Raw genomic sequence first — 19,162 nt, 5'->3', positions numbered from 1 at the left:
TCTCCAGGGGGTTCTCACACCGGCCGGGTGCCGCGTAGCCATGAGGGGTGGGCTACTGCGGCGCCCGGCCTTTAACGTCTCAGCCCTCCGGGCTTCCATTCGCGCCCACCGCGGCGCAATTCGCGCGCAACCCTGTCGAATGCAGGGTTGATCTGCTGCTGTACCGTGTGCTTCGTCTGGCGTCCTCCCCGGGACGCCGGGCCGAAAGCACCATTGAGGAGCAGCCGTGACCTCCGAGCAAGGCAACGCGTCAGACAAGGGCGAGACCCCCGAAGCGAGGGCCCCCGAGAACAGTGCCTCCGTCGAGGACGGCACCACACAGGAGAGTGCCCCTGAGCCTGGGGGCGCCCCTGAAGCCGCCGAATCGCAAGCCTCCGAGTCGGCGCCGGCCGAGAGCGAGGCCGCGCCGGCAGACCCCGGGGCGAACGGCGCACCCGAGACCGCCGAAGCGTCCGCAGGCGATGCGGCCGAAGCCGCCGAGACCGCGGCCCCCGAACCCGAGACCCCCTCCAGCGAGACCGTCGACGAGGGCGCCACGCAGGCCATCCCCGTCTCCGGCTCCATCGACATCGCGATCCCCGCCGCCCCGGCCGCCGACACCGCTGCTCCCGAGCAGGTGCCGCCCGCCCCGCCGGAACCGCCGGCCCCCGCCGCCCCGGGCGCCGAGGCCCCGGCCGAACCCGCGCCGGAGCCCTCGCCTGAACGCTTCGAAGACGGCGGCACCACGGTGCTGCGCTACAGCGCTCCCCAGGCCGGCTCGAAGGAACCCGAGCCCTCCCCGGCCAAGAACGTAGAGGACGAGGCCACCGAGGTCCTGCCTGCCCAAGGCGTCGGCTTCAACCCGCCGGCCCCCTTCGGGGAGCAGCCCCAGCACCAGTCGCCGGCGCAGTCGCAGCAGCCGCATGCGGCGTGGCCCTCGCCCCCGCCCAACCCCCTCAACACCGTCATGCCGCCGGCGGACGCAGGTCTGCCGCCGTCGGGTCAGCCGCCGCAGCCGCCCGCAGGACAGCAGCCCCCGCCGCCGCAGTCCGACGACACGCAGCGGCTCATCATCGGGGCCCAGTCGCCGCAGAGCGAACCGCGCGGCCCGGTGGCCCCCGGTTACGGGGCCGCGCAGCCGATGCCCTCCGAGCAGCAGCAGATGCAGCAGCCCGGCATGTATCCGGGCTCCGCGCCCGGCGCCTATCCCGGGCAGATGCCGCCCGGCTCAGTCCCGCCCGGCGGGGGCATGGCCCCGCCGCCCGGTCCGATGGGCCCCGGCGGCCAGTACCCGCAGCAGCCGCCGCCCGCGAAGACCCGCAAGAAGTGGCTCGTCCCGGTCTTCGCGCTCATCGCCGTGGTCGTCATCGGCGCTGCCGCCGTGGCCGCGATCCTCCTGCTCCGGCCCCCCTCGTTCGAAGAGGGCGGCTGCGTTCGCCACGGCGGCGGCGACACCGCAGAGGCCATCGACTGCGAGGAGGCCGTCGAAGGCGAGGACTACCAGATCACCTCGAAGGTAGGCGACGGCTCCGAATGCGCCGACACGGGCCGCGAGACCCTCACCGCCGGTGAGGACGTCTACTGCCTCACCCTCCTCGGCGCCGAGGTCGACGGCGATGCGGAAGAGGAAGCGCCCGAAGGCGAGTGATCCCAGTTCAAACGCGATCTGACCGTGATCGTATTGGATATGTCCTGTAGGATCACGGGTTCTCGTGCGCGCTAGGCTCTGGTGGTGACTCAGTCTCGCGTGCGCGCCGCCCCGCTCGTCGGCCGCGGGTGGCTCAACACCGGCGGGCGCTCCCTCGATCTGGAGCGCCTCCGAGGAAAAGTCGTAGTCCTCGACTTCTGGACCTTCTGCTGCATCAACTGCCTGCACGTGCTGGACGAACTGCGGCCCCTCGAGGCGAAGTACGGCGGTGCGCTCGTCATCGTCGGCGTCCACTCCCCGAAGTTCGACCACGAACGCGACCCGGAGGCCCTGGCCGCCGCCGTCGAACGCTACGGCGTCGCCCACCCCGTCCTCGACGACCCCGACCTGACCACTTGGGACGCCTACGCCGCGCGCGCCTGGCCGACCCTCGTCGTCATCGACCCGGCCGGCTACGTCGTGTCCACCATGGCCGGCGAAGGGCACCTGGAGGCGCTCGACGCGGTCGTCGGCGGCCTCGTCGAGCGGCACGGCGCCCTCGACCCCGCCGGCTCCCCGTACGTCGCCCCGCCGCAGGCCGAGACCGCGCTGCGCTTTCCCGGTAAAGCCCTGCCCCTGCCCGGCGGCGACCTCCTCGTCTCCGACTCCGCCCGCCACCGCCTCGTGCGCCTCGGCGCCGACCTCCGAACCGTGAAGGCCGTCGTCGGCTCAGGCGAGCGCGGCCGCGCCGACGGCACGGCACCCGAGTTCAGCGAACCGCAAGGCCTGGCGCTGCTGCCCGAAGACGTCGCCGGGCTCCTCGGCTACGACGTCGTCGTCGCCGACACCGTGAACCACCTCCTGCGCGGGCTGCGCCTGTCCGACGGCGCCGTCACCACCGTCGCCGGCACCGGGAACCAGTGGCGCACCGGCGGCCCCGGCGCCGCGACCGAAGTGGACCTCTCCTCTCCATGGGACGTCGCCTGGTTCGACGGGAAGATCATCGTCGCGATGGCCGGGATCCACCAGCTCTGGTACTTCGACCCCGTCGCCGGCACGGCCGGCCCCTGGGCCGGCACCACCGTCGAGAGCCTCAAGGACGGCCCGCTCGCCGAGGTGTGGATGGCCCAACCCTCCGGACTGGCCGCCGACGGCGAGCGGCTGTGGCTGGTCGACTCGGAGACCTCCGCGCTGCGCTACGTCGAGCACGGCCGGATGCGCACCGCCGTCGGCCACGGCCTGTTCGACTTCGGGCACGTCGACGGTCCGGCCGCCGACGCGCTCATGCAGCACCCGCTCGGCGTCGGCGTCCTGCCCGACGGGCGCGTCGCCGTCGCCGACACCTACAACGGCGCTCTGCGCTGCTACGACCCGACCTTCGGGGAAGTCACCACGCTGGCGGCCGGACTGGCCGAACCCAGCGACGTCGTCGTCGCGGGCGGGCGCCTCGTCGTCGTCGAATCGGCCGCGCACCGCCTGGTCGCCCCCGGTCTCGCCGAGACCGCCGTGGAAGGCGAGCACCACCGCGTGACTCGCAAGCGCACCGCCGTCGCCCCCGGGAAGCTCCGCTTGGAGGTCCTGTTCGAGCCGGCCGCCGGGCACAAGCTCGACTTCAGCTTCGGCTCCCCGATCTCGGTGAAGGTCTCGGCCGACCCGCCCCGGCTGCTCGAGGCCGGATCGGGTCCCGGCGAGGAGCTCGCGCGCGAGATCGAACTGGCCCGGGAGTATGGTGACCGCGGCGTCCTCCAAGTCGTCGCGCAGGTCGCGACCTGCGACGCCGAGGCCGAGCACCCCGCCTGCCACCTCACCCGCCAGGACTGGGGCGTCCCCGTCGAAGTCGCCCCAGGCGGCACCGACACGCTCCGGCTCGTCCTGCGGTCTTGAACCCGTCGGCCGAGTGGACGGGCAGGTCCGCTCCGTTTCGCCGCCGCGCGGCGTGTCGGCGGAGCGCGCCGGGGGCGCGCGCATTAGCTTTGCCAGATGACATCGCTCAAGGGAGGAACCAGGTGACCGCCGAGGCGCAGGTCGAGGAACGATACGCCGAGTACGAGCACTGGCTCGTCATCAACGCCGCCGATCAGATCGTCGAGGTCGGTCAGTTGCTGGCTCAGCAGGTCAGGATGCTCGAATATCTTCCCGCCGAGGACCTCGCGGACTTCGAGCCGGACCTGAGGGCCGCCCGCCTCGACGGCGCCGCCGGTCTCAGCCGGTGAACAGCGCCACGCCTCGGGGGCGAACGGGGTCATGAGCACGGTGTGCAAGGCTGGGTCGACCGCGCCGCGATCTGTCTCGATGCAAAAGGCATTCGACGAGCACTGAGCAACACTGATGACAAAACGCCGTGGCGGCACCACCGCGCAAACCGCCCGCGGCCCCGATTCCGCTACAGGCGAACCACGCTGGGGCCGAGCCGTGCGGCGCCGTCGGCCCGCGCTGCTACCTTCGACGAGTGGAAGCTTTCGAAAGGCCGTTCGGCGGCGACGAGTCCGGCCCGGTCCAAGCCCCGATGCACCCCGCGTGGATCAGGCTCATGCCGTGCAGCATAGAGCTGTTCCGTACCGTCCCGTCGCTGAACCCGTTCCCGGCGACCTGGTGGGCGGACGTCTTCCCCGAGGAGGACATCTGGAACGAGCCGGTCTGGTGCGACCCCGGCGATGTCGACGACTGGATCGCCGAGGCCCGCGAGCACCACTACGGCGCCTCCCCGGAGGTCGTCGAGAAGGAGGCCCGCGAGGAGTACGACCGCGCCACCGCCGAGCGCTCGGAGCGCATCGCGACGTTCACCACGCACTGCGAGCGCAGCGGCCTGCCCGTCCCGCACACCGTCCGCGACCTGCTCGAGTTCCTGCTCGCCCTCGGGCTGTACCGCGGCGAGACCCGCGACGGCCAGCTGCACGTCTCGCCCCAGCTGTACATCAACCCGTTCGACGTGCTCGCCTTCGACAAGCTTGAGGCGATCGAGGAGGCCGCCGACCAGCGCGGCGACCTCGAAGAGCTCACCGCGATCGCCGTAAGGCGCGTCGGCGGCGTCGAATACGAGTTCGACGACGAGGGACACTTCGCGCTGCCGGGCGGCGCGTCCTCCGCCACAGTGACCCTCGACCTCGTCTCACTCGGGGACGACGCGGGCGTCCCGCCGCAGGTCATCCGCGGCATGCTCATGGAGCTCGCCGAAGACGGCGACGTGTCGACCCCGGCCGATCTCGCGACCGTCGGCCTCGGCGAGGAGTTCACCCTGACGGCTTCCGACGACCTGCTCGGCGGCTACCCGAACGACGAGCTCCTGCCGCCCGAGCACGCCTGAGACGCATCTCAAGCGTCGTTCACGCTCCGTTCATCTGCAAGCCCACTGGTGTGCACCTGTATCGCATTCCATGAGTACAGGACACGTTAACGGCGGTTGAAATTCGGCGATTGGAGTTCGCGTGCCAGTGAACGAGAGCGGCCAGCGGACCGAACCGGTCCAGGTCGAGACGAAGGCCCCCGGAACCCGGCAGGCCACTGAGACGATCATCGAGCTCAAGGGCGTCGATGTCCACTACGGCAAGGCCCACGCCGTGCGGGACGTCTCGCTTCCGGTCGCGCGCAACCGCATCACCGCGATGATCGGCCCCTCCGGCTGCGGCAAGTCGACGGTGCTGCGCTCGATCAACCGCATGAACGACCTCATCCCCGGCGCCCGCGTCACCGGTGCGATCACCTACCACGGTCAGGACATCTACGCCTCCGGCGTCGACCCGATCGCCGTGCGGCGCCACATCGGCATGGTCTTCCAGAAGGCCAACCCGTTCCCCAAGTCGATCTTCGACAACGTCGCCTACGGCCTGCGCATCAACGGCATGACCGACGACCTGTCCGACCGGGTCGAGCGGGCCCTGCGAGGCGCCGCCCTGTGGGACGAGGTCAAGGACACGCTGAAGAAGAGCGCTCTGGCGCTCTCGGGCGGCCAGCAGCAGCGCCTGTGCATCGCGCGCGCCATCGCCGTGCAGCCCGAGGTCCTGCTCATGGACGAGCCCTGTTCGGCGCTCGACCCGATCGCGACGGCCCGCATCGAGGAGCTCATGAACGAGCTCGTCGAGGACTACACGATTGTCATCGTCACCCACAACATGCAGCAGGCCGCGCGAGTCTCGGATTCGACGGCGTTCTACTCGGCCGATGTGGACGACACCGGGGAGCGCTTCGGGTACCTCGTCGAGTTCGACGACACGCAGAAGCTGTTCTCCAACCCGTCCGACTCGCGCACCGAGGATTACATCACCGGCCGCTTCGGCTGATCAGACCTCGTCACCGCAGAGGATCGCGGTGGTGCGGCCCTCCACGTCGGTGACCTGCCAGAAGAACTCGCCTCCGGAGCACGGCGTCGAGGCGTCGTTCGCCTCGTCGGTGCTCATCTCCTCGGGCGGGTCGACGGTGAGGGTGTCGACCACTTCGTACAGCGCCAGGTCGGAGTCGCACGGCACGGACCACCAGTGGTCGGAGTCGTCGAAGCACGAGCCCGTGTCGGGCGTGACCGGCTCGCGGCCTTCGGGGTCCGGGTTGCCGATGGCCTGGACGCAGTACAGCTCCTCGACGACGAGTGTCGCGTCGTCGTAGGTGAAGTACCAGTCCTTCCACAGCTCGCCGAGCTGGAACGCCCCGTACTCCTCGCCGCAGACCTGAAAGGCCGCCTGCGGGTCCACGAGCCTGCCTTCGGTGTCGACGCTCGCGCCGACCGCACCGGAGGCGGCGGTGACCTCCCAGAACGCCGCGTCGCTGTCGCAGGAGGTGCCGAAGTCGAAGGAGAATCCCGAGACCTGCGGCTCGCGCGGCAGGCACAGGCCGACCGCCTCGCCGGCCGCGGGCGGTGCGGTGGTCTCCTCCTCCGTGGGCTCCTCCTCTGTCGTGACCTCCTCGGAGGTGTCCTCGGCCGCGCCGGGTTCGGGCTCGTCGTCACCGCCGAGCAGGCTCAGGCCGAGCAGTGCGAGCGCCGCTACGAGGACGACCGCCGCGATGACGATCCCGATGATGAGTCCAGTCCGGTTCCGGCGCGGCTCCTGCGGCCCGAACTGGGCCGGATAGCCGCCCGGCGGACCGCCGGGAGGACCGCCAGGGGGGTAGGGCGGCTGCGCGCCGCCCGGTCCGAAGCCCGGGTCCTGGTCCGGCGGCGGATACTGCGGCGGGCCAGGGCCGCCCGGCCGCTCGGGTCCGCGTCCCCACTGGTACTGGGGATCGGGGCCCGGTGGCGGACTGCCGTAGTTCGGAGGCTCGACCATGGCCCCAGACTATGAGCAATGCTCAGTCCTGGTGGGCGGAATGGCCCATTCGCCCCGCTACCGCTCGTTGCCGCAGAGGATCGCGGTGGTGCGGTCCTCGACGTCGACTACCTTCCAGTAGAAATCGCTGTCGCAGGCGGCCTCCGCCGTGGCCTCGTCGTCGTCGAGCTCCCGCGGCTCGTCGAACTCGATCGTGTCGGTCACCTCGTAGGCCGCCAGGTCCGAGTCGCAGGGGACGATCCACCACTCGGCGGCGTCGGGGAAGCAGTCGTCGGTGTCCGGTGTGTACGGCAGGCGCCCTTCGTCGTCGGGGTTCCCGATCGCCTCGATGCAGTACAGGGAGTCGACCGTGCCCGAGGAGTACACCCAGTGCCAGTTCGTCCACGTCTCGCCGAGCCGGGCGGCACCGTACTCCTCGCCGCACAGATCGTAGGCGACCTGTGTGTCGGCCAGGCCCCCCTCGTCGTCGACGTCCGCGTCGACGTCGTAGGACATGTTCGTGATCGTCCAGAACGCCTCGGGGTCCTCGCAGGAGTCCAGCAGCTCCAGGCCGTCCCCGATGATCGCGGGCTCGCGGATCAGACACCGGCCGATCTCGTCGTCGGCGGCCTCGGTCGTGGTCTCCTCGGCCTGGGGCGTCGTCGCCTCCTCCTCGGCCGCAGAGGTCGTCTCGGCCGCGGCGGCCGGGGGGTCGGCCTCCTCGCCGCCCCTGGTGAGCCCGAGTGCGAGCAGCAGGATCGTCCCGAGCCCGAGCACGGTGCAGCCCACGACGATGCCGCCGATGAGGGCGTAGTTGCGCGGCTTGGGATCCTCCGGGGCCGTCGGGCCGCCATGCTGTGGTTGAAACCCGTAGTCCGGGGTCGGCGGGCGCTCGGGCGGAACGCTGTAGTTCGGAGGGACGCTCATGATGCCAAGCTATAAGGCGGTGTCAATGCGTTCCGAGGGCCCCGGTCGTCAGTAAGTGAAGTCGCACGCCTTCCACAGGCCGTCCTCGACGACGAGCTCGACCGTGCCCGCCGGGCTCTGGGCCCCCGAGGCGATGAACGCGACGTCCACCAGCATCGCATCGCCCTCCCGCGAGGAACCGGTGGCGGTGACGCCCTCCAGCAGCTCACTGAGCTCTCCGAGCATCTCGGCCGCGATGGCGCCGGTCTGCTCGACGTCCGCGAGCGCGGAGCTCGGATCGGCGCAGACATAGCCTTCCGAGCCCTCACCGCTCAGGCCGTACAGGATCTCGGCCACCGTCACCGCGACCTCCTCGGGGTCGTTGGACCCCGACTCGATGCCGGCCTCCTCGGCACCGTCGGTGGTCTCCGCCGGATCCTCGGCCGCGGCGTTCCCACCGCCGCGGTTGACGACGAACGCCACCATCAGGATCGAGCCGAGCAGCAAGGCCGTGCAACCGACGACGATGCCGCCGACGAGCGCCATGTTCCGGCGGGGCGGACCGGGCCGCCCACCCTGCGGCGTGTACGGATTCCGGGGTGAATGGACCGACGCATGCGGGGGGTAGCTCATGCGCTACAGCGTATCTGGGATGACCAGGACCCGCTCGACCGTGTAATCGTCCATCGCGGACGCCACACCCTCCCGGCCGATCCCGGACGCCTTCACGCCCCCGTACGGCATCTGATCGGCCCGGAACGACGGCACGTCGCCGATGACGACGCCGCCGACCTCCAACTCCCGATGCGCCTTCATCGCCTGCGGCAGGTTCTCGGTGAACACCCCCGCCTGCAGCCCGTACTTGGAGTCGTTGATCGCGGCCAGGCCCGCCTCGAACGAGTCCACGCTCTGCAGCACCAGCACCGGCCCGAATACCTCCTCGCGCAGTACCAGCGCGTCCGCCCTCACGTCCGAGAGCACCGTCGGCTCCAGGTTCGCGCCCGAGCGCGGCGAACCGCCGCACAGCACCTTCGCGCCGGCCTCGACCGCGTCACCCACCCACGACTCGACCCGGTCGGCCGCCGCGGCGCTGATCATCGGCCCGACCTTGCACGCCGGGTCGTTCGGGTCTCCCGACGGCAGCGACTCGACCTTCTCGGTGATCCGCAGCGCCATGTCGTTGAACGCGGGGGCCTCCACGTACACGCGCTGCACCGCGATGCACGACTGCCCTGCCTGGTAGTTCCCGAACGTCGCGATCCGCTCCGCCGCCCAGTCCCGCTTCGGGTAGTCCGCGGCCACCAGCACCGCCCCGTTGCCTCCCAGCTCCAGCGTCACGTGCTTGCCCGGGACCTGCCGGACGATCTGCGCGCCGACCGGGGCCGAACCGGTGAACGACACCACCGGCAGCCGCGAGTCCTCCACCAGCTGCCCGGCCCGCTCGTTCGGCACCGGCAGCACTGAGAGCATCGCCGGAGGCAACTCGGTCTCGGAGAACAGCGCGCCCAGGTGCAGCGCCGACAGCGGCGTCGCCGGAGCCGGCTTGAGCACGATCGGGCAGCCCGCGGCGATCGCCGGCCCGATCTTGTGCGCCACCAGATTCAGCGGGAAGTTGAACGGAGTGATGCCCACTACCGGGCCGCGCGGGAATCGACGCACCAGCGCCATGCGGCCCTCTGCGGACGCGTCGGTGTCGAGCCGCTGCACCGCCCCTGAGAACCGGCGGGCCTCCTCGGCGGCCCACCGGAACGTCGAGACCGCCCGGCGCACCTCGATCCTGGCCCACGAGATCGGCTTCCCGGACTCGGCGGTGATGAGCTCGGCGCACGTCTCGGCCTCCTCGTCGAGGCGGCGCCTGACGTGTTCGAGCGCTTCGGCGCGGACGTGCGCGGGCAGTGCCGCGGCCTCGCGGGCGACCCCCGAGGCGGCGGCGACGGCCGCCTCGACTTGGCCCGAAGTGGCCCAGGACGTGGCGCCCACCGGCGAGTCGTCGTAGGGATGGGTGACGAAGAATTCCTCCTCGCCGTGCTGCGGACGGCCTGCCACCCAAATCGGTGAAACGGGACGGAGACGTTGCGACATGCCCCCAGCCTACGGTCTCGTATCGGCCGCTCGCTCTCATCTCGCGCGCGTGGTCCCGCATCGCACCAGTTTTCGGTCCCCTGTTCTCGACGAGCGGGTACCTCGCCTGCTGCGAGGGGCCATCGTCGACGCGCAGACACCTCTCCGGCACCCTTCGCACCCGCTTGTCCCCGATCTTGCGTCCGCAAGGCATGATGAAGTAATGAGTGAACAGCAATCAGGTGCGGGGTATCCGCAGCAGCCGACCTCCGGCCAACCGCAACAGCAGGGGTACCCGCCCCAGTACGCCTCGCCGCAGGCGCAGTACCAGGCTCAGCAGGCCCAGCAGCAGCAGTACGCGGCCTACGCTCCCCAGAGCCCGTCGCTGTTCGACAAGCTCGGCGTCCCCTCGATGTCCGCGATCCTGGGGATGTCGGGCCTGGGCGCGCTGGCCCTGGCAGGACTCATCGCCGGAACCAGCGACAGCACGAGGCTGGGCGAGTACATCGGCAGCGAGTTCGGCGGCGTCCAGACCACGCTGGTGGGCGTCATCGTCATGTTCGCGCTGACGCTGTTCGCGGGGGAGCGACTGCGTCCCCTGTGGAAGACGTTGACGCTGGCCGCGGGTGCGGTGTTCTTGGCGGAGTTCCTGTACGTCGTGCTCGACCTGCCCGACGGCGACAGCGGCTCGGACGCCTCGGCGTGGATCGCGGCGATCCTGCTGCTCGGCGCCTACGGCGTGTTCGTGGCCGGCGCGATCATGGTTCCCGGGAGCGCCGACGAAGCCGCGGCGAAGGCCGCCAAGCAGCAGGCTGCCGCCCAGCAGCAGGCCGCGGCGCCGCAGCAGGCGGCGCAGCAGCAGCCGCAGCAACCGGGCGGTTACGCTACCGGCTATGCAGGCTCCCAGCCGACCCAGCAGAACCAGTGGCCGCAGCCGCCGCAGCAGTAGACGGAACGGACGAGGCGGTCGCGACCCGTGGTCGCGACCGCCTCGTCTTAGTGCTGTGCTGTGTTCTCGCTTCGTCGGGACCGACCGCATCGACGCCCGACCCGCCTCCACTGCTTCGCGGCGCACGGGTCGGTGGGACCGGCGCGGAGGTCGGCGGTGAACGCGGTTGATGCCAGATATGTGGATTGCAGATGCCGGACCGGGCCAGGCCCGCGGCCTACAGGGCTGCGAGCTCCGCCGAGACGGCTAACCTCTTGTCCGGCGGGATCCAGTCATCCTCACGGACTTCGTCGTCGTCCGCGTTGTACCGATCGGCGTAAGCAGCGTACGGGTCCTCTTCAGGCTCGTCAGGCTCGACGTCACCGGCATCCTCACGACCGCCTGAGAGCTCGCGCTCGAGCGCGCGCAGGTCGGTGTTCGGAGCATGGTACTTGAGCTTCCGGGCCACTTTGGTCTGCTTTGCCTTAGCTCGGCCGCGCCCCATATGGCTCGACCCCCTCGCACAGAAATCATCGGGGCAGCCAATTCGGCGCCCCGGCATGCTTGCAATCTCTTCGTGGCTCCTACGGTACAACCTCGCGGCGCTCGGTTGCATCCCGGCCCATGAGTTCGATGCCACAGATTACGGGCGATCGAGTCGAGACCGGACCGGCGAGCGGCCCGGTGCAGCGTGAACACGAGTTCACATCGCGGGAGTCGGCTCCCGCGATGTGAGCGACCGATAACCTGAACAGGCGCAGCCGCTGGAGTCGGCCGACGGCGGCCATGCGCTCCTCGGCGATGACGTCGGCGGCGGCGACCGGCGTGACACCGTCGTCCTCGGCGCGATCGAGGATGGCCGCGGTGGTGTCGAAGACCGTCGCGGTGTGGCGTTCGGCCCGCTTGAAGTCGAAGGCGCCGCCGTACTCGTCACCGACCTGAATGACCCCGCCGGAGTTGACCACGTAGTCCGGGCAGTAGAGGATCCCGGCCCGTTCGAGCTCGTCGGCGACGCCGGGCTCGGCAAGCTGGTTGTTGGCCGCGCCGCAGACGACATCGGCGTCGAGGATCTTCACAGAATGCTCGTTGAGCACCCCGCCCAGGGCGCACGGGGCGTAGAGGTGGAGACCGGAGGCGATGAGCTCGTCGGTGTCGGACACCAGGCGCACCTTCGGGAACTGCTCGGCGGTCCAGACGCGGGCGGCCTCGGAGATGTCGGTGGCGACGATGTCGGCGCCGGCCTCGGTCAGGTGCGGCAGCAGGTGGCGGCCGACCTTGCCGAGCCCCGCGATGCCCACCGTGCGCCCGGAGAGGTCGCTTGAGCCCCAGCGGTGGCGGGCGGCGGCCCGCATGGCCTGGAAGACGCCGAAAGCGGTGAGGATCGAGGAGTCGCCGGCACCGCCGGCCTCGGGCGACCGGCCGGTGACGTGCCGCGACTCGCGCGCGACGACGTCCATGTCCTCCACATAGGTACCGACGTCGCAGGCGGTCACGTAGCGACCGCCGAGGGACTCGACGAAGCGGCCGTAGGCGCGCAGGAGCGCTTCGCTCTTGTCGGTGGCCGGGTCGCCCCAGATGACGGCCTTGCCGCCGCCGTGGTCGAGCCCGGCGAGCGCGTTCTTATAGGCCATGCCCTCCGACAGGTGCAGCACGTCGGTGAGGGCCTCCTGCTCGGTCGCGTAGGGGTAGAAGCGGGTGCCGCCGAGGGCAGGGCCGAGCGCGGTCGAGTAGATCGCGATGACCGCGCGCAGCCCGGAGTCCGGGTCGTGGCAGAACACGACCTGCTCATGGCCGCATTCGTCGAAGATGCTCATGACTTGCTCCAGTTCCGTGGGCGGGCCGGACCCGCCCTATGATCGGCCGGATCGCGGCCGGGGCGTTTTGGCGTAGCACGGGTACGGCTACGCGACCAGTCTATGACTTCGCATTCTCGTCTCGGATGAGGAGATTCCCAACTCTGGCCGCCTGCGCGTCCCTCGGCCGCCGAGGACTTCCGGTCTCAGCGGCGAAATCAGCCCGGGCCGAGAATCACCAGCGCGGAATTCCTGTCCCGTCGTCTGGTGGTCTGGCAGTTCCCACAGCGGCAGGTGCGTACGGACGGCGGCGCCGCGCGCTCGGGTCTCGCTCCATTCCAGGTGCTCCTTGCTCTTCGCTCGGGCGAGCGATCATCCGACGCATGGGCTAACGGCCCGGCCTCCTGCGAGGTGACGGTGATTCGGATGCGATCCGAATCACCTTGATCGGCGAAGGCACTCGGTCGCGTCGGTGGGCGCTGTGGAAGTATCTGCCTCGTGTACGAACCGAACGCTTCGTATCTGCGCGTCTACGAGCCGGCCGGGGCCTTCGCCGACGCCGACTACTGGCGCGCCTACGCCGCGTCCGGACGGGCGCCCGAACAGCACGAGGGCCCGAGGCTGCGCCGAGAAGCACTCTACGAGCGCGTCGGATGGCCCTGGCGGAGTGTCCCCTCCTTCGGGCGCGAGGCCTACGTCATCGACCGCGGCGAGGACGCCGACCCGCTGGTGTGCCCGTGGAACCTGCGCTACCGGATCGCCCAGGCGGCGCTGGAGCTGCGCCGCCTGACGCCGGAGGCGGTCGCCGAGGCGCTCGTCCCGCCGGACTTCCTCGCCTCGGCCGCGGAGGTCGTCGCCCACGACGACCTCACCGACCGGCACGAGGCGCCGGCCGACACCCATGAGCAGGTCGCGTCCTGGTCGGTGCCGCTGCGCTGGTTCGCCTGCGTCCGGCCCGAGGACCGTCAGCTCGTCGTCCGCCCCCGCGCCACGTGGCTGCGCTACCGCACCCCGATCGCGAAGGCTCGCACGCAGCTCGTCGTCGCCCGCAACCTCCTCCGCGCCGAATTCGGCGACGACGCCGACCTCGCGGCGGCGATCGGCGAGACGGCCGAGTGGCTGGAGGGCTTCGGCCACGACTCGCTCGTCGAGCTCGACTACGGCGGCCTGGTCGCGCGCATGGACGACGAGGAGCTGCGTCGGGAGGACTCGGTAGACATCACCTGGGAGGCGCTCGACAAGCTCGGCGCGGGCGAGAGGGAGGCCGCGCAGGACTGCTATGCGCGCCTGGTGGAGCGATGGCGTGATCGTCGTCTCGCCGAGCGGTTGAATTGAACTTCACAGTCGAGGCAGTGCGCTCGCGAGCACCGGATTCTCCTGTGGAGTGATCACTCGGATGAGGTGAACGAGCGGAAAGTCCAGCCAAAATCGGCCGTTCGGACTATGTCGGACATCTACGACAGCACGGACGATTGGAGAAGGAAAGAATCGAGGCTGCGGCAGCCGGTGATTCCAAGCCCGCCTGTGGAGGAGAACGAACGATGACGACAGATTTGAACCTTCCGGTTGAAACCGAGACCCTGCTCACACCCTCTGAGGTCGCCGCGATGTTCCGCGTCGATCCCAAGACCGTCACCCGTTGGGCCAAGGCGGGGAAGATCTCGGCGATCCGCACCCTCGGCGGCCACCGCCGCTACCGCGAGTCGGAGATCCGCGCCCTCATCAACGGAGACATCCCCGGCCAGCGCGAATCGGGCGAGTAGCCCGGGCTGGCCGGACCACCCTGCCGGCCGCCGGAACCGATCGAGTCGGGAAGCGCGGGCCCTCCCTCAGGGCCCGCCGAACCCGGCAGCAGCCGTCAGCACGTGTGCGGGCGGCGTTTTTCTTGCCCTGAACGGGCGCCATAGAGTTCGGCAAGCGGTGGCCGGTTGAAACGTGACGGTGCCGCCGGGGTCTGAGCGCGCGGTACCTCGGCGGCATCGTCGTTGCCCGGTCGCGACGCCTGACGGCGTTCGCATTCGCCTCGGCCGCTTTCATGCGGCTGGTCCGCGGTCGACGCGACGTTGTGATGGCGCGAGCCGCGTCGTCGTGTTCCTGGCCGGCCGCGCGGGGGCGGCCTTGGCGGTAGGTGTGTCGGCTCTGGCACCGGCGGTGAGCACGGGCCTGTTGGCCCGTCCGGTGCCCCGCTTGTGTGAGAAGCGGAGTCGGACCCAGAGCCGCCGACTCTAAGAATCGGCACCAACCGAGCATCGTGAAGTTCTCTCAATTCATACGTTAGCAGTGGGAACGCCGCTTGTCACTAAGACGGCAACTCGAATCGACCGTTTTCGTCGGTCTCTATGAGCCCCTCTGCGATGAGCTGGGCGACGGCCTCGTCGAGCATGCGCGGATCAGGCCAGGCCGCGTCGATCCGGCCCCGTTCGACCGGTCCGTCCGCTTCGCGGAGGACCTTCATGACCTCCCCGCGGACGTGCCGGTTGGTGCCCTTGTAGCGCTGGCGCTTGCGGCTCGGACCGGCCGGGACCTCCTGCCCCGAGAATCCGCAGGCGTCGCCCACCGGGCAGTCGCCGCATTCGGGCTTGCGGGCGGTGCAGACGAGCGCGCCGAGCTCCATGAGCGCCAACGACACCCGGGACGCCGTCCTCGCCTCGGCCGGGAGGAGCGCCTCGGCCGCGGCCAGGTCGGCCTTCGTGGTGGCGGTGCCGGCGTCGGCCTCGCCGCCGAGGCGCGCGACGACCCTGCGGACGTTCGTGTCGACGACCGGGTGGCGCTTGCCGAAGTGGAACACGGCGACTGCGGCGGCGGTGTAGACGCCGATGCCGGGGAGCTTCTCGAGTTCGGCCGGGTCGGAGGGGACAGTGCCGCCGTGGTGCTCGGCGACGATGCGCGCGCACTCCTGGAGCCGCAGCGCCCGGCGCGGGTAGCCCATGCGGCCCCAGGCGCGGAGGACCTCGGCGGTGGGCGCCGAGGCGAGGTCGGCGGGGGTCGGCCAGCGCTCCATCCACGCCTCCCAGACGGGGGCGGCGCGCGCGACCTGCGTCTGCTGGCTCATGACCTCGGAGACGAGAACGCCCCAGGCGGTGGTGCCGGGCCGCCTCCAGGGCAGGTCGGTGCGGCCCTGGGCGTCGAACCAGGGCAGGAGCCGTTCGGCGAGCTGGTCGGGTGCGAGCATGCGCCCATTCTCCGCGTGTAGTTCCGACGATGCGCCGGGAGGGTGGGTTAGCGTCCCGAAGTGCAGCGTTTCCAGGACAGGTTCGTGAAGGGCTCGGAGCCGCCGTCGGTCTACTGGCAGCGCCGGGCGATCGTGGCGGGGGCGGCGGTCGCGCTGATCGTGGTCGTCGTGTTCGCGTTCAAGGCGCTCGGCTCGGGGGGCGGCGGCGCCAGCGTCGACGGCGAGGCCGAGCCGCAGGAGTGGGTGCGGCCGTCGCAGTCGAGCACGCTGAAGCGTCCGCACATCGCGCCGACGCCGGAGGCGGAGCCGAGCAGCGCATCGCCGTCGCCGACGGAGCCGGCGATTGCCGCGTGCGCCGAGGAGGAGCTGCTGCTGCAGGTCGTCGCGGCGTTCGACGAGGCGCGCTCGGGGGCCGAGGTGCCGGTGAGCGTTCTGGTCGCCAGCGGTTCGGAGGCGACGTGCACGGCCGAGCTCGGCGAGGTGGAGGTCGAGCTCGCGGCCGGATCGGACGTCGTCTATTCGACGGCGCACTGCGAGGAGGCGGAGCCGAACACGGTGGAACTGGAGGCGGGCGCGGGCCAGACCGCGGAGTTCACGCTCGACTCACGCGCCTCCGACCCGGGCTGCGGAGGTGACCGCAGGAGATTGCCGGCGGGCGACTACGAGATTCGCGCCAGGCTCGGCGAGGCGGTCTCCCCGCCCACGTCCCTCACTCTGACCTAGGGCCCACCATGCGGGTCGGTCCCGGAAGAGCTCAGATGTACCGGTCGAGTATGGACACCTCTGCGAGGCGGGTGAGGCTCTCGCGGATGTTCTGCGCGCGCCCCGGGCCGATCCCGTCGACGCCCTGGAGGTCCTCGACGGAGACGCCGAGGAGCTCGGGCAGGGTGCCGAAGCGCGAGACGACGCGTTCGACCACGGCCTCGGTCAAGCGCGGCACCTTGGCGAGCATCCGGTACCCGCGGGGGCTCACACGGCGTTCGAGCGCGTCGGGCGAGGACCCGTACCCGAGCGAGCGGGCGACCGCTGACAGGTCGAGCAGCTCGGTGGAGCCCATCTCGTCGACGGTGCGCAGGGCCTTGCGGTAGTCGGTGCCGCCGGGCAGGTAGTCGCGGACGATGAGCTCCCGGTCGGTGTCGACCCCGGCCATGAGCTCGTCGAGCTGGAGCGCCAGGAGCCGCCCGTCGGTGCCGAGTTCGATGACGTGGCCCTCGACCTCGTCGGCGATGTGCCGGGCCATCTCCAGGCGCTGCAGGACCGTGACCGCGTCGCGGACGGTCACGAGGTCTTCGATCTCGAGGCTCGACAGGTTCCCCGCGACTTCGTCGAGGCGCTGCTTGTAGCGCTCCAGTGTCGCCAGGGCCTGGTTGGCGCGGGAGAGGATCTTCGTCGACGGCTCCAGCAGGTGGTGGATCGGGCCCATGTACAGGCCGATGGTGTGCATCGACTGGCTGACGGAGATGACGGGGAAGCCGGTCTGCTTGGCGACGCGTTCGGCGGTGCGGTGTCGCGTGCCCGACTCGGCCGAGAAGATGGTCGGGTCGGGCATGAGGTGGACTCCGGCGCGCACGATCCGCGAGCCGTCCGTCGTCAGCACCACCGCGCCGTCCATCTTGCACAGTTCGCGCAGGCGGGTCGCCGAGAACTCGATGTCGAGCTCGAACCCGCCGGTGCACATCGTCTCCACCGCGTCGTCGCAGCCGACGATGATGAGTGCGCCGGTGCGGCCCCGCAGGATGCGTTCCAAGCCGTCGCGCAGCGCCGTTCCGGGAGCCATCGTGGCCAGTGTCGCGCGTAGGCCTTCATCCGGGATCGCCGGCACGAGAACCCCCCAATAACTGGACTATCTGATCCGGCGGTGCCGGCTGGACAATATGATCCGACGCCCGGAGCCGAGGTTCGGCTCCCGAGCTTCACCGTGAGGGGCGGACGAAGCGGACACCGGGTGGTTGCCACCAGTGTACGGATGGGGCCCGCGCACCAGGGACCCCCACGTCGCCGCCGCGCCGGATACCACCGCTCATTCGCGTCTCTTCACCCCGAATGCGCTGCGCATTCACCCTTGATTGGCATCTCAGTCGCATGTCCGCTCTCGCCGCCCGGGACGGCCGGTTCGACGGCGCTGGTTACAGTTGCGGTCAGGAGGTGACCCGGTGCCAAGAAGCTCGGACTGGACCGTCGTCGAACGCTCCGCCCCGACCCGCCGGATCTCCTCGCTGGTCCTCTACGCCCTCGTGTGCGCCGCGGGTATCGGCGCGCTCCTCTGGCTGGTCCACACCGAGCCCGACACCCTCGACTCCGGTGAGGCCAACCCGGTCGTCGCGCTCCCCGGCTTCTTCACCGCCGTGTCCGCCCTGGGAGCGTTGTTCCTCCTCGCGCCGCTCGTCCGACCACCGCAGTTGCAGGTCAACCACTTCGGACTGCGCGTGCGCCCCAGCTTCGGGAAGGTCCTTCTCATCCCTTGGAGCAATGTCGAAGAGCTCGCGGCGATCACCGTCGGTTCCCGGCGCAGAGGGCACTCGTACCTGCTGCTCGCCACAGACGTCTACCTCGGCCGAGGCGGCTCCGATCGCCCCGGGTTCATCGCCCGCTCGGTCCTTCGCGAAGCCAACCGCGCCACTGAGGGCCTTGTCGCCGGCTTTGACCTGGCCATGCGCTGCAACGACTTCGACCCCGACCCCCAGCAGCTCCTCGCCCGGCTCGCGTCCTTCGCGCCCGGACACGTGCAGGTCGTCGACCGGCTGTGAAACTCTGATCCGGCCCTAAGCCTTTATGCAGCCCTGTTCACGCAACGGATGATGAAGTCGGAACCACTCAACCGAAACATGGAGGGTGGGAACCGACAATGCACGGACCGCACTACTACTACGACGGAGTCGGCTGGGTCTGGGGACTCCTGACTTTCCTGTTCTGGGCCGCACTCATCGCCCTTATCGTCTGGTCGATCCTGCGCCTGACCAAGCCGGAGGCCCCACTCGGGCCGAGGCCGCCGGTAAGGGCCCCCTATCCGGTCCAGCACGGCTCGCCGCGCGAGATCCTCGACAGGCGCTACGCCTCGGGCGAGATCGACGCGGACACTTACGAGGACATGCGCACCCGCCTCGAAGGCGAGAAGCCTGACAGTCCGCCGACCGCTTCCACCTGACCTCCGAATCGAACGGCCTCAGCGGGATCGCTGGGGCCGAACTCGTCTCCGGGACCAGTTCAGGCGGTTGGTCAGGGCTCAAGGCATGTCAGCGACCGCGGGCTGTTCGTTTTCATCGGGATGCGTCCAAGCGCAAAGTCGGAGGGGTGCGCCTTGGGAGCCCGGCAATGGCCGCGGGGGCGCTGGCGGGAGCGGTGTGGGGTGGATGGTTGTTCTGCGCCAAGGGCGGCGGCGATGACGAGGTGGATGGTTGGGAGGGGGTGGGGTCTTCGGCTCCCCGGTGCCTCTCGCTTGGGCTTCAATCGATCAGCGATGAG

The 19,162-nt window shown here is 70.4% G+C and carries 19 protein-coding genes; 11 read left to right on the top strand and 8 right to left on the bottom strand.

What is annotated here, in order from left to right:
* The first annotated feature begins 226 nt into the window (after window positions 1-226).
* From L0U85_RS01360 to pstB, 5 genes are all read left to right on the top strand, one after another.
* A complete protein-coding gene (locus tag L0U85_RS01360; RefSeq protein ID WP_241375815.1) occupies window positions 227-1,627 on the top strand; it encodes a hypothetical protein in 1,401 nt (466 codons plus the stop codon).
* 81 nt (window positions 1,628-1,708) lie between these two features.
* Window positions 1,709-3,490 (top strand): NHL domain-containing thioredoxin family protein, encoded by a 1,782-nt coding sequence (locus tag L0U85_RS01355; RefSeq protein ID WP_347177321.1) that lies wholly within the window; start codon window positions 1,709-1,711, stop codon window positions 3,488-3,490.
* Window positions 3,491-3,612: 122 nt separating this feature from the next.
* Window positions 3,613-3,819 carry a hypothetical protein gene (locus L0U85_RS01350; RefSeq protein ID WP_241375813.1) on the top strand — a complete coding sequence of 69 codons (207 nt, stop codon included), beginning with the start codon at window positions 3,613-3,615 and terminating at the stop codon, window positions 3,817-3,819.
* 236 nt (window positions 3,820-4,055) lie between these two features.
* Window positions 4,056-4,910 carry a DUF6042 family protein gene (locus tag L0U85_RS01345; protein ID WP_241375812.1) on the top strand — a complete coding sequence of 285 codons (855 nt, stop codon included), beginning with the start codon at window positions 4,056-4,058 and terminating at the stop codon, window positions 4,908-4,910.
* 127 nt (window positions 4,911-5,037) lie between these two features.
* Window positions 5,038-5,883 (top strand): phosphate ABC transporter ATP-binding protein PstB, encoded by an 846-nt coding sequence (gene pstB / locus L0U85_RS01340; protein WP_347177329.1) that lies wholly within the window; start codon window positions 5,038-5,040, stop codon window positions 5,881-5,883.
* Here the strand turns inward: pstB and L0U85_RS01335 are convergent, their stop codons facing one another.
* Genes L0U85_RS01335 through L0U85_RS01320 form a run of 4 tightly spaced genes read right to left on the bottom strand, consistent with a single transcriptional unit; the run spans window position 5,884 to window position 9,828 of the window.
* Window positions 5,884-6,861 (bottom strand): hypothetical protein, encoded by a 978-nt coding sequence (locus L0U85_RS01335; protein ID WP_241375811.1) that lies wholly within the window; start codon window positions 6,859-6,861, stop codon window positions 5,884-5,886. It abuts the gene before it with no gap.
* A 57-nt stretch (window positions 6,862-6,918) separates the two neighbouring features.
* On the bottom strand, window positions 6,919-7,767 hold the full coding sequence (locus tag L0U85_RS01330; RefSeq protein ID WP_241375810.1) for a hypothetical protein: 849 nt from the start codon (window positions 7,765-7,767) through the stop codon (window positions 6,919-6,921).
* A gap of 48 nt (window positions 7,768-7,815) precedes the next feature.
* Entirely contained in the window at window positions 7,816-8,379 is a 564-nt protein-coding gene (locus tag L0U85_RS01325; protein ID WP_241375809.1) for a hypothetical protein, read from the bottom strand.
* A gap of 3 nt (window positions 8,380-8,382) precedes the next feature.
* Window positions 8,383-9,828, bottom strand: coding sequence for an aldehyde dehydrogenase family protein (locus L0U85_RS01320; protein ID WP_277605239.1), 1,446 nt, complete (start codon window positions 9,826-9,828; stop codon window positions 8,383-8,385).
* A 202-nt stretch (window positions 9,829-10,030) separates the two neighbouring features.
* Between L0U85_RS01320 and L0U85_RS01315 the strand changes: the two genes are divergently transcribed.
* Complete coding sequence (locus L0U85_RS01315) at window positions 10,031-10,756, top strand: hypothetical protein (protein WP_241375807.1); 726 nt, start codon at window positions 10,031-10,033, stop codon at window positions 10,754-10,756.
* Window positions 10,757-10,973: 217 nt separating this feature from the next.
* Here L0U85_RS01315 and L0U85_RS01310 read toward each other — a convergent pair whose 3' ends face one another.
* Both L0U85_RS01310 and L0U85_RS01305 read right to left on the bottom strand, forming a co-directional pair.
* Window positions 10,974-11,240, bottom strand: a complete 267-nt coding sequence (locus tag L0U85_RS01310; RefSeq protein ID WP_277605238.1) for a DUF3073 domain-containing protein — start codon at window positions 11,238-11,240, stop codon at window positions 10,974-10,976.
* 79 nt (window positions 11,241-11,319) lie between these two features.
* Window positions 11,320-12,549: a Glu/Leu/Phe/Val dehydrogenase dimerization domain-containing protein gene (locus L0U85_RS01305; protein WP_241375805.1), complete on the bottom strand. Its 1,230-nt coding sequence runs from the start codon at window positions 12,547-12,549 to the stop codon at window positions 11,320-11,322.
* A gap of 477 nt (window positions 12,550-13,026) precedes the next feature.
* Between L0U85_RS01305 and L0U85_RS01300 the strand changes: the two genes are divergently transcribed.
* Together L0U85_RS01300 and L0U85_RS01295 are read left to right on the top strand one after the other, a co-directional pair.
* A complete protein-coding gene (locus L0U85_RS01300) occupies window positions 13,027-13,863 on the top strand; it encodes a hypothetical protein (protein ID WP_241375804.1) in 837 nt (278 codons plus the stop codon).
* Between the two features lie 206 nt (window positions 13,864-14,069).
* Window positions 14,070-14,291, top strand: a complete 222-nt coding sequence (locus L0U85_RS01295) for a BldC family transcriptional regulator (protein ID WP_241375803.1) — start codon at window positions 14,070-14,072, stop codon at window positions 14,289-14,291.
* 536 nt (window positions 14,292-14,827) lie between these two features.
* On the opposite strand, the gene L0U85_RS01290 is transcribed toward L0U85_RS01295, so the two are convergent.
* On the bottom strand, window positions 14,828-15,700 hold the full coding sequence (locus L0U85_RS01290) for an A/G-specific adenine glycosylase (protein WP_241375802.1): 873 nt from the start codon (window positions 15,698-15,700) through the stop codon (window positions 14,828-14,830).
* 60 nt (window positions 15,701-15,760) lie between these two features.
* On the opposite strand from L0U85_RS01290, the gene L0U85_RS01285 reads away from it, so the two are divergent.
* On the top strand, window positions 15,761-16,423 hold the full coding sequence (locus L0U85_RS01285) for a hypothetical protein (RefSeq protein WP_241375801.1): 663 nt from the start codon (window positions 15,761-15,763) through the stop codon (window positions 16,421-16,423).
* A gap of 31 nt (window positions 16,424-16,454) precedes the next feature.
* Here the strand turns inward: L0U85_RS01285 and disA are convergent, their stop codons facing one another.
* A complete protein-coding gene (gene disA, locus L0U85_RS01280) occupies window positions 16,455-17,477 on the bottom strand; it encodes a DNA integrity scanning diadenylate cyclase DisA (protein ID WP_241375800.1) in 1,023 nt (340 codons plus the stop codon).
* 376 nt (window positions 17,478-17,853) lie between these two features.
* Between disA and L0U85_RS01275 the strand changes: the two genes are divergently transcribed.
* On the top strand, window positions 17,854-18,447 hold the full coding sequence (locus tag L0U85_RS01275; RefSeq protein WP_241375799.1) for a hypothetical protein: 594 nt from the start codon (window positions 17,854-17,856) through the stop codon (window positions 18,445-18,447).
* Between the two features lie 98 nt (window positions 18,448-18,545).
* Window positions 18,546-18,845, top strand: coding sequence for an SHOCT domain-containing protein (locus tag L0U85_RS01270; RefSeq protein WP_241375798.1), 300 nt, complete (start codon window positions 18,546-18,548; stop codon window positions 18,843-18,845).
* Window positions 18,846-19,162 lie beyond the last annotated feature (317 nt).

The organism is Glycomyces sp. L485 (assembly GCF_022548875.1).
GTDB lineage: Bacteria > Actinomycetota > Actinomycetes > Mycobacteriales > Micromonosporaceae > Glycomyces.
Note: the sequence above shows the minus strand (reverse complement) of the source record. Positions and strands in the feature narration are given on the sequence as shown.

Coding starts and splice junctions, on each gene's coding strand:
- L0U85_RS01335 (WP_241375811.1), bottom strand. CDS start 6,861: ATGGTCGAGCCTCCGAACTACGGCAGTCCGCCACCGGGCCCCGATCCC.
- L0U85_RS01330 (WP_241375810.1), bottom strand. CDS start 7,767: ATGAGCGTCCCTCCGAACTACAGCGTTCCGCCCGAGCGCCCGCCGACC.
- L0U85_RS01325 (WP_241375809.1), bottom strand. CDS start 8,379: ATGAGCTACCCCCCGCATGCGTCGGTCCATTCACCCCGGAATCCGTAC.
- L0U85_RS01320 (WP_277605239.1), bottom strand. CDS start 9,828: ATGTCGCAACGTCTCCGTCCCGTTTCACCGATTTGGGTGGCAGGCCGT.
- L0U85_RS01315 (WP_241375807.1), top strand. CDS start 10,031: ATGAGTGAACAGCAATCAGGTGCGGGGTATCCGCAGCAGCCGACCTCC.
- L0U85_RS01310 (WP_277605238.1), bottom strand. CDS start 11,240: ATGGGGCGCGGCCGAGCTAAGGCAAAGCAGACCAAAGTGGCCCGGAAG.
- L0U85_RS01305 (WP_241375805.1), bottom strand. CDS start 12,549: ATGAGCATCTTCGACGAATGCGGCCATGAGCAGGTCGTGTTCTGCCAC.
- L0U85_RS01295 (WP_241375803.1), top strand. CDS start 14,070: ATGACGACAGATTTGAACCTTCCGGTTGAAACCGAGACCCTGCTCACA.
- L0U85_RS01290 (WP_241375802.1), bottom strand. CDS start 15,700: ATGCTCGCACCCGACCAGCTCGCCGAACGGCTCCTGCCCTGGTTCGAC.
- disA (WP_241375800.1), bottom strand. CDS start 17,477: ATGGCTCCCGGAACGGCGCTGCGCGACGGCTTGGAACGCATCCTGCGG.
- L0U85_RS01270 (WP_241375798.1), top strand. CDS start 18,546: ATGCACGGACCGCACTACTACTACGACGGAGTCGGCTGGGTCTGGGGA.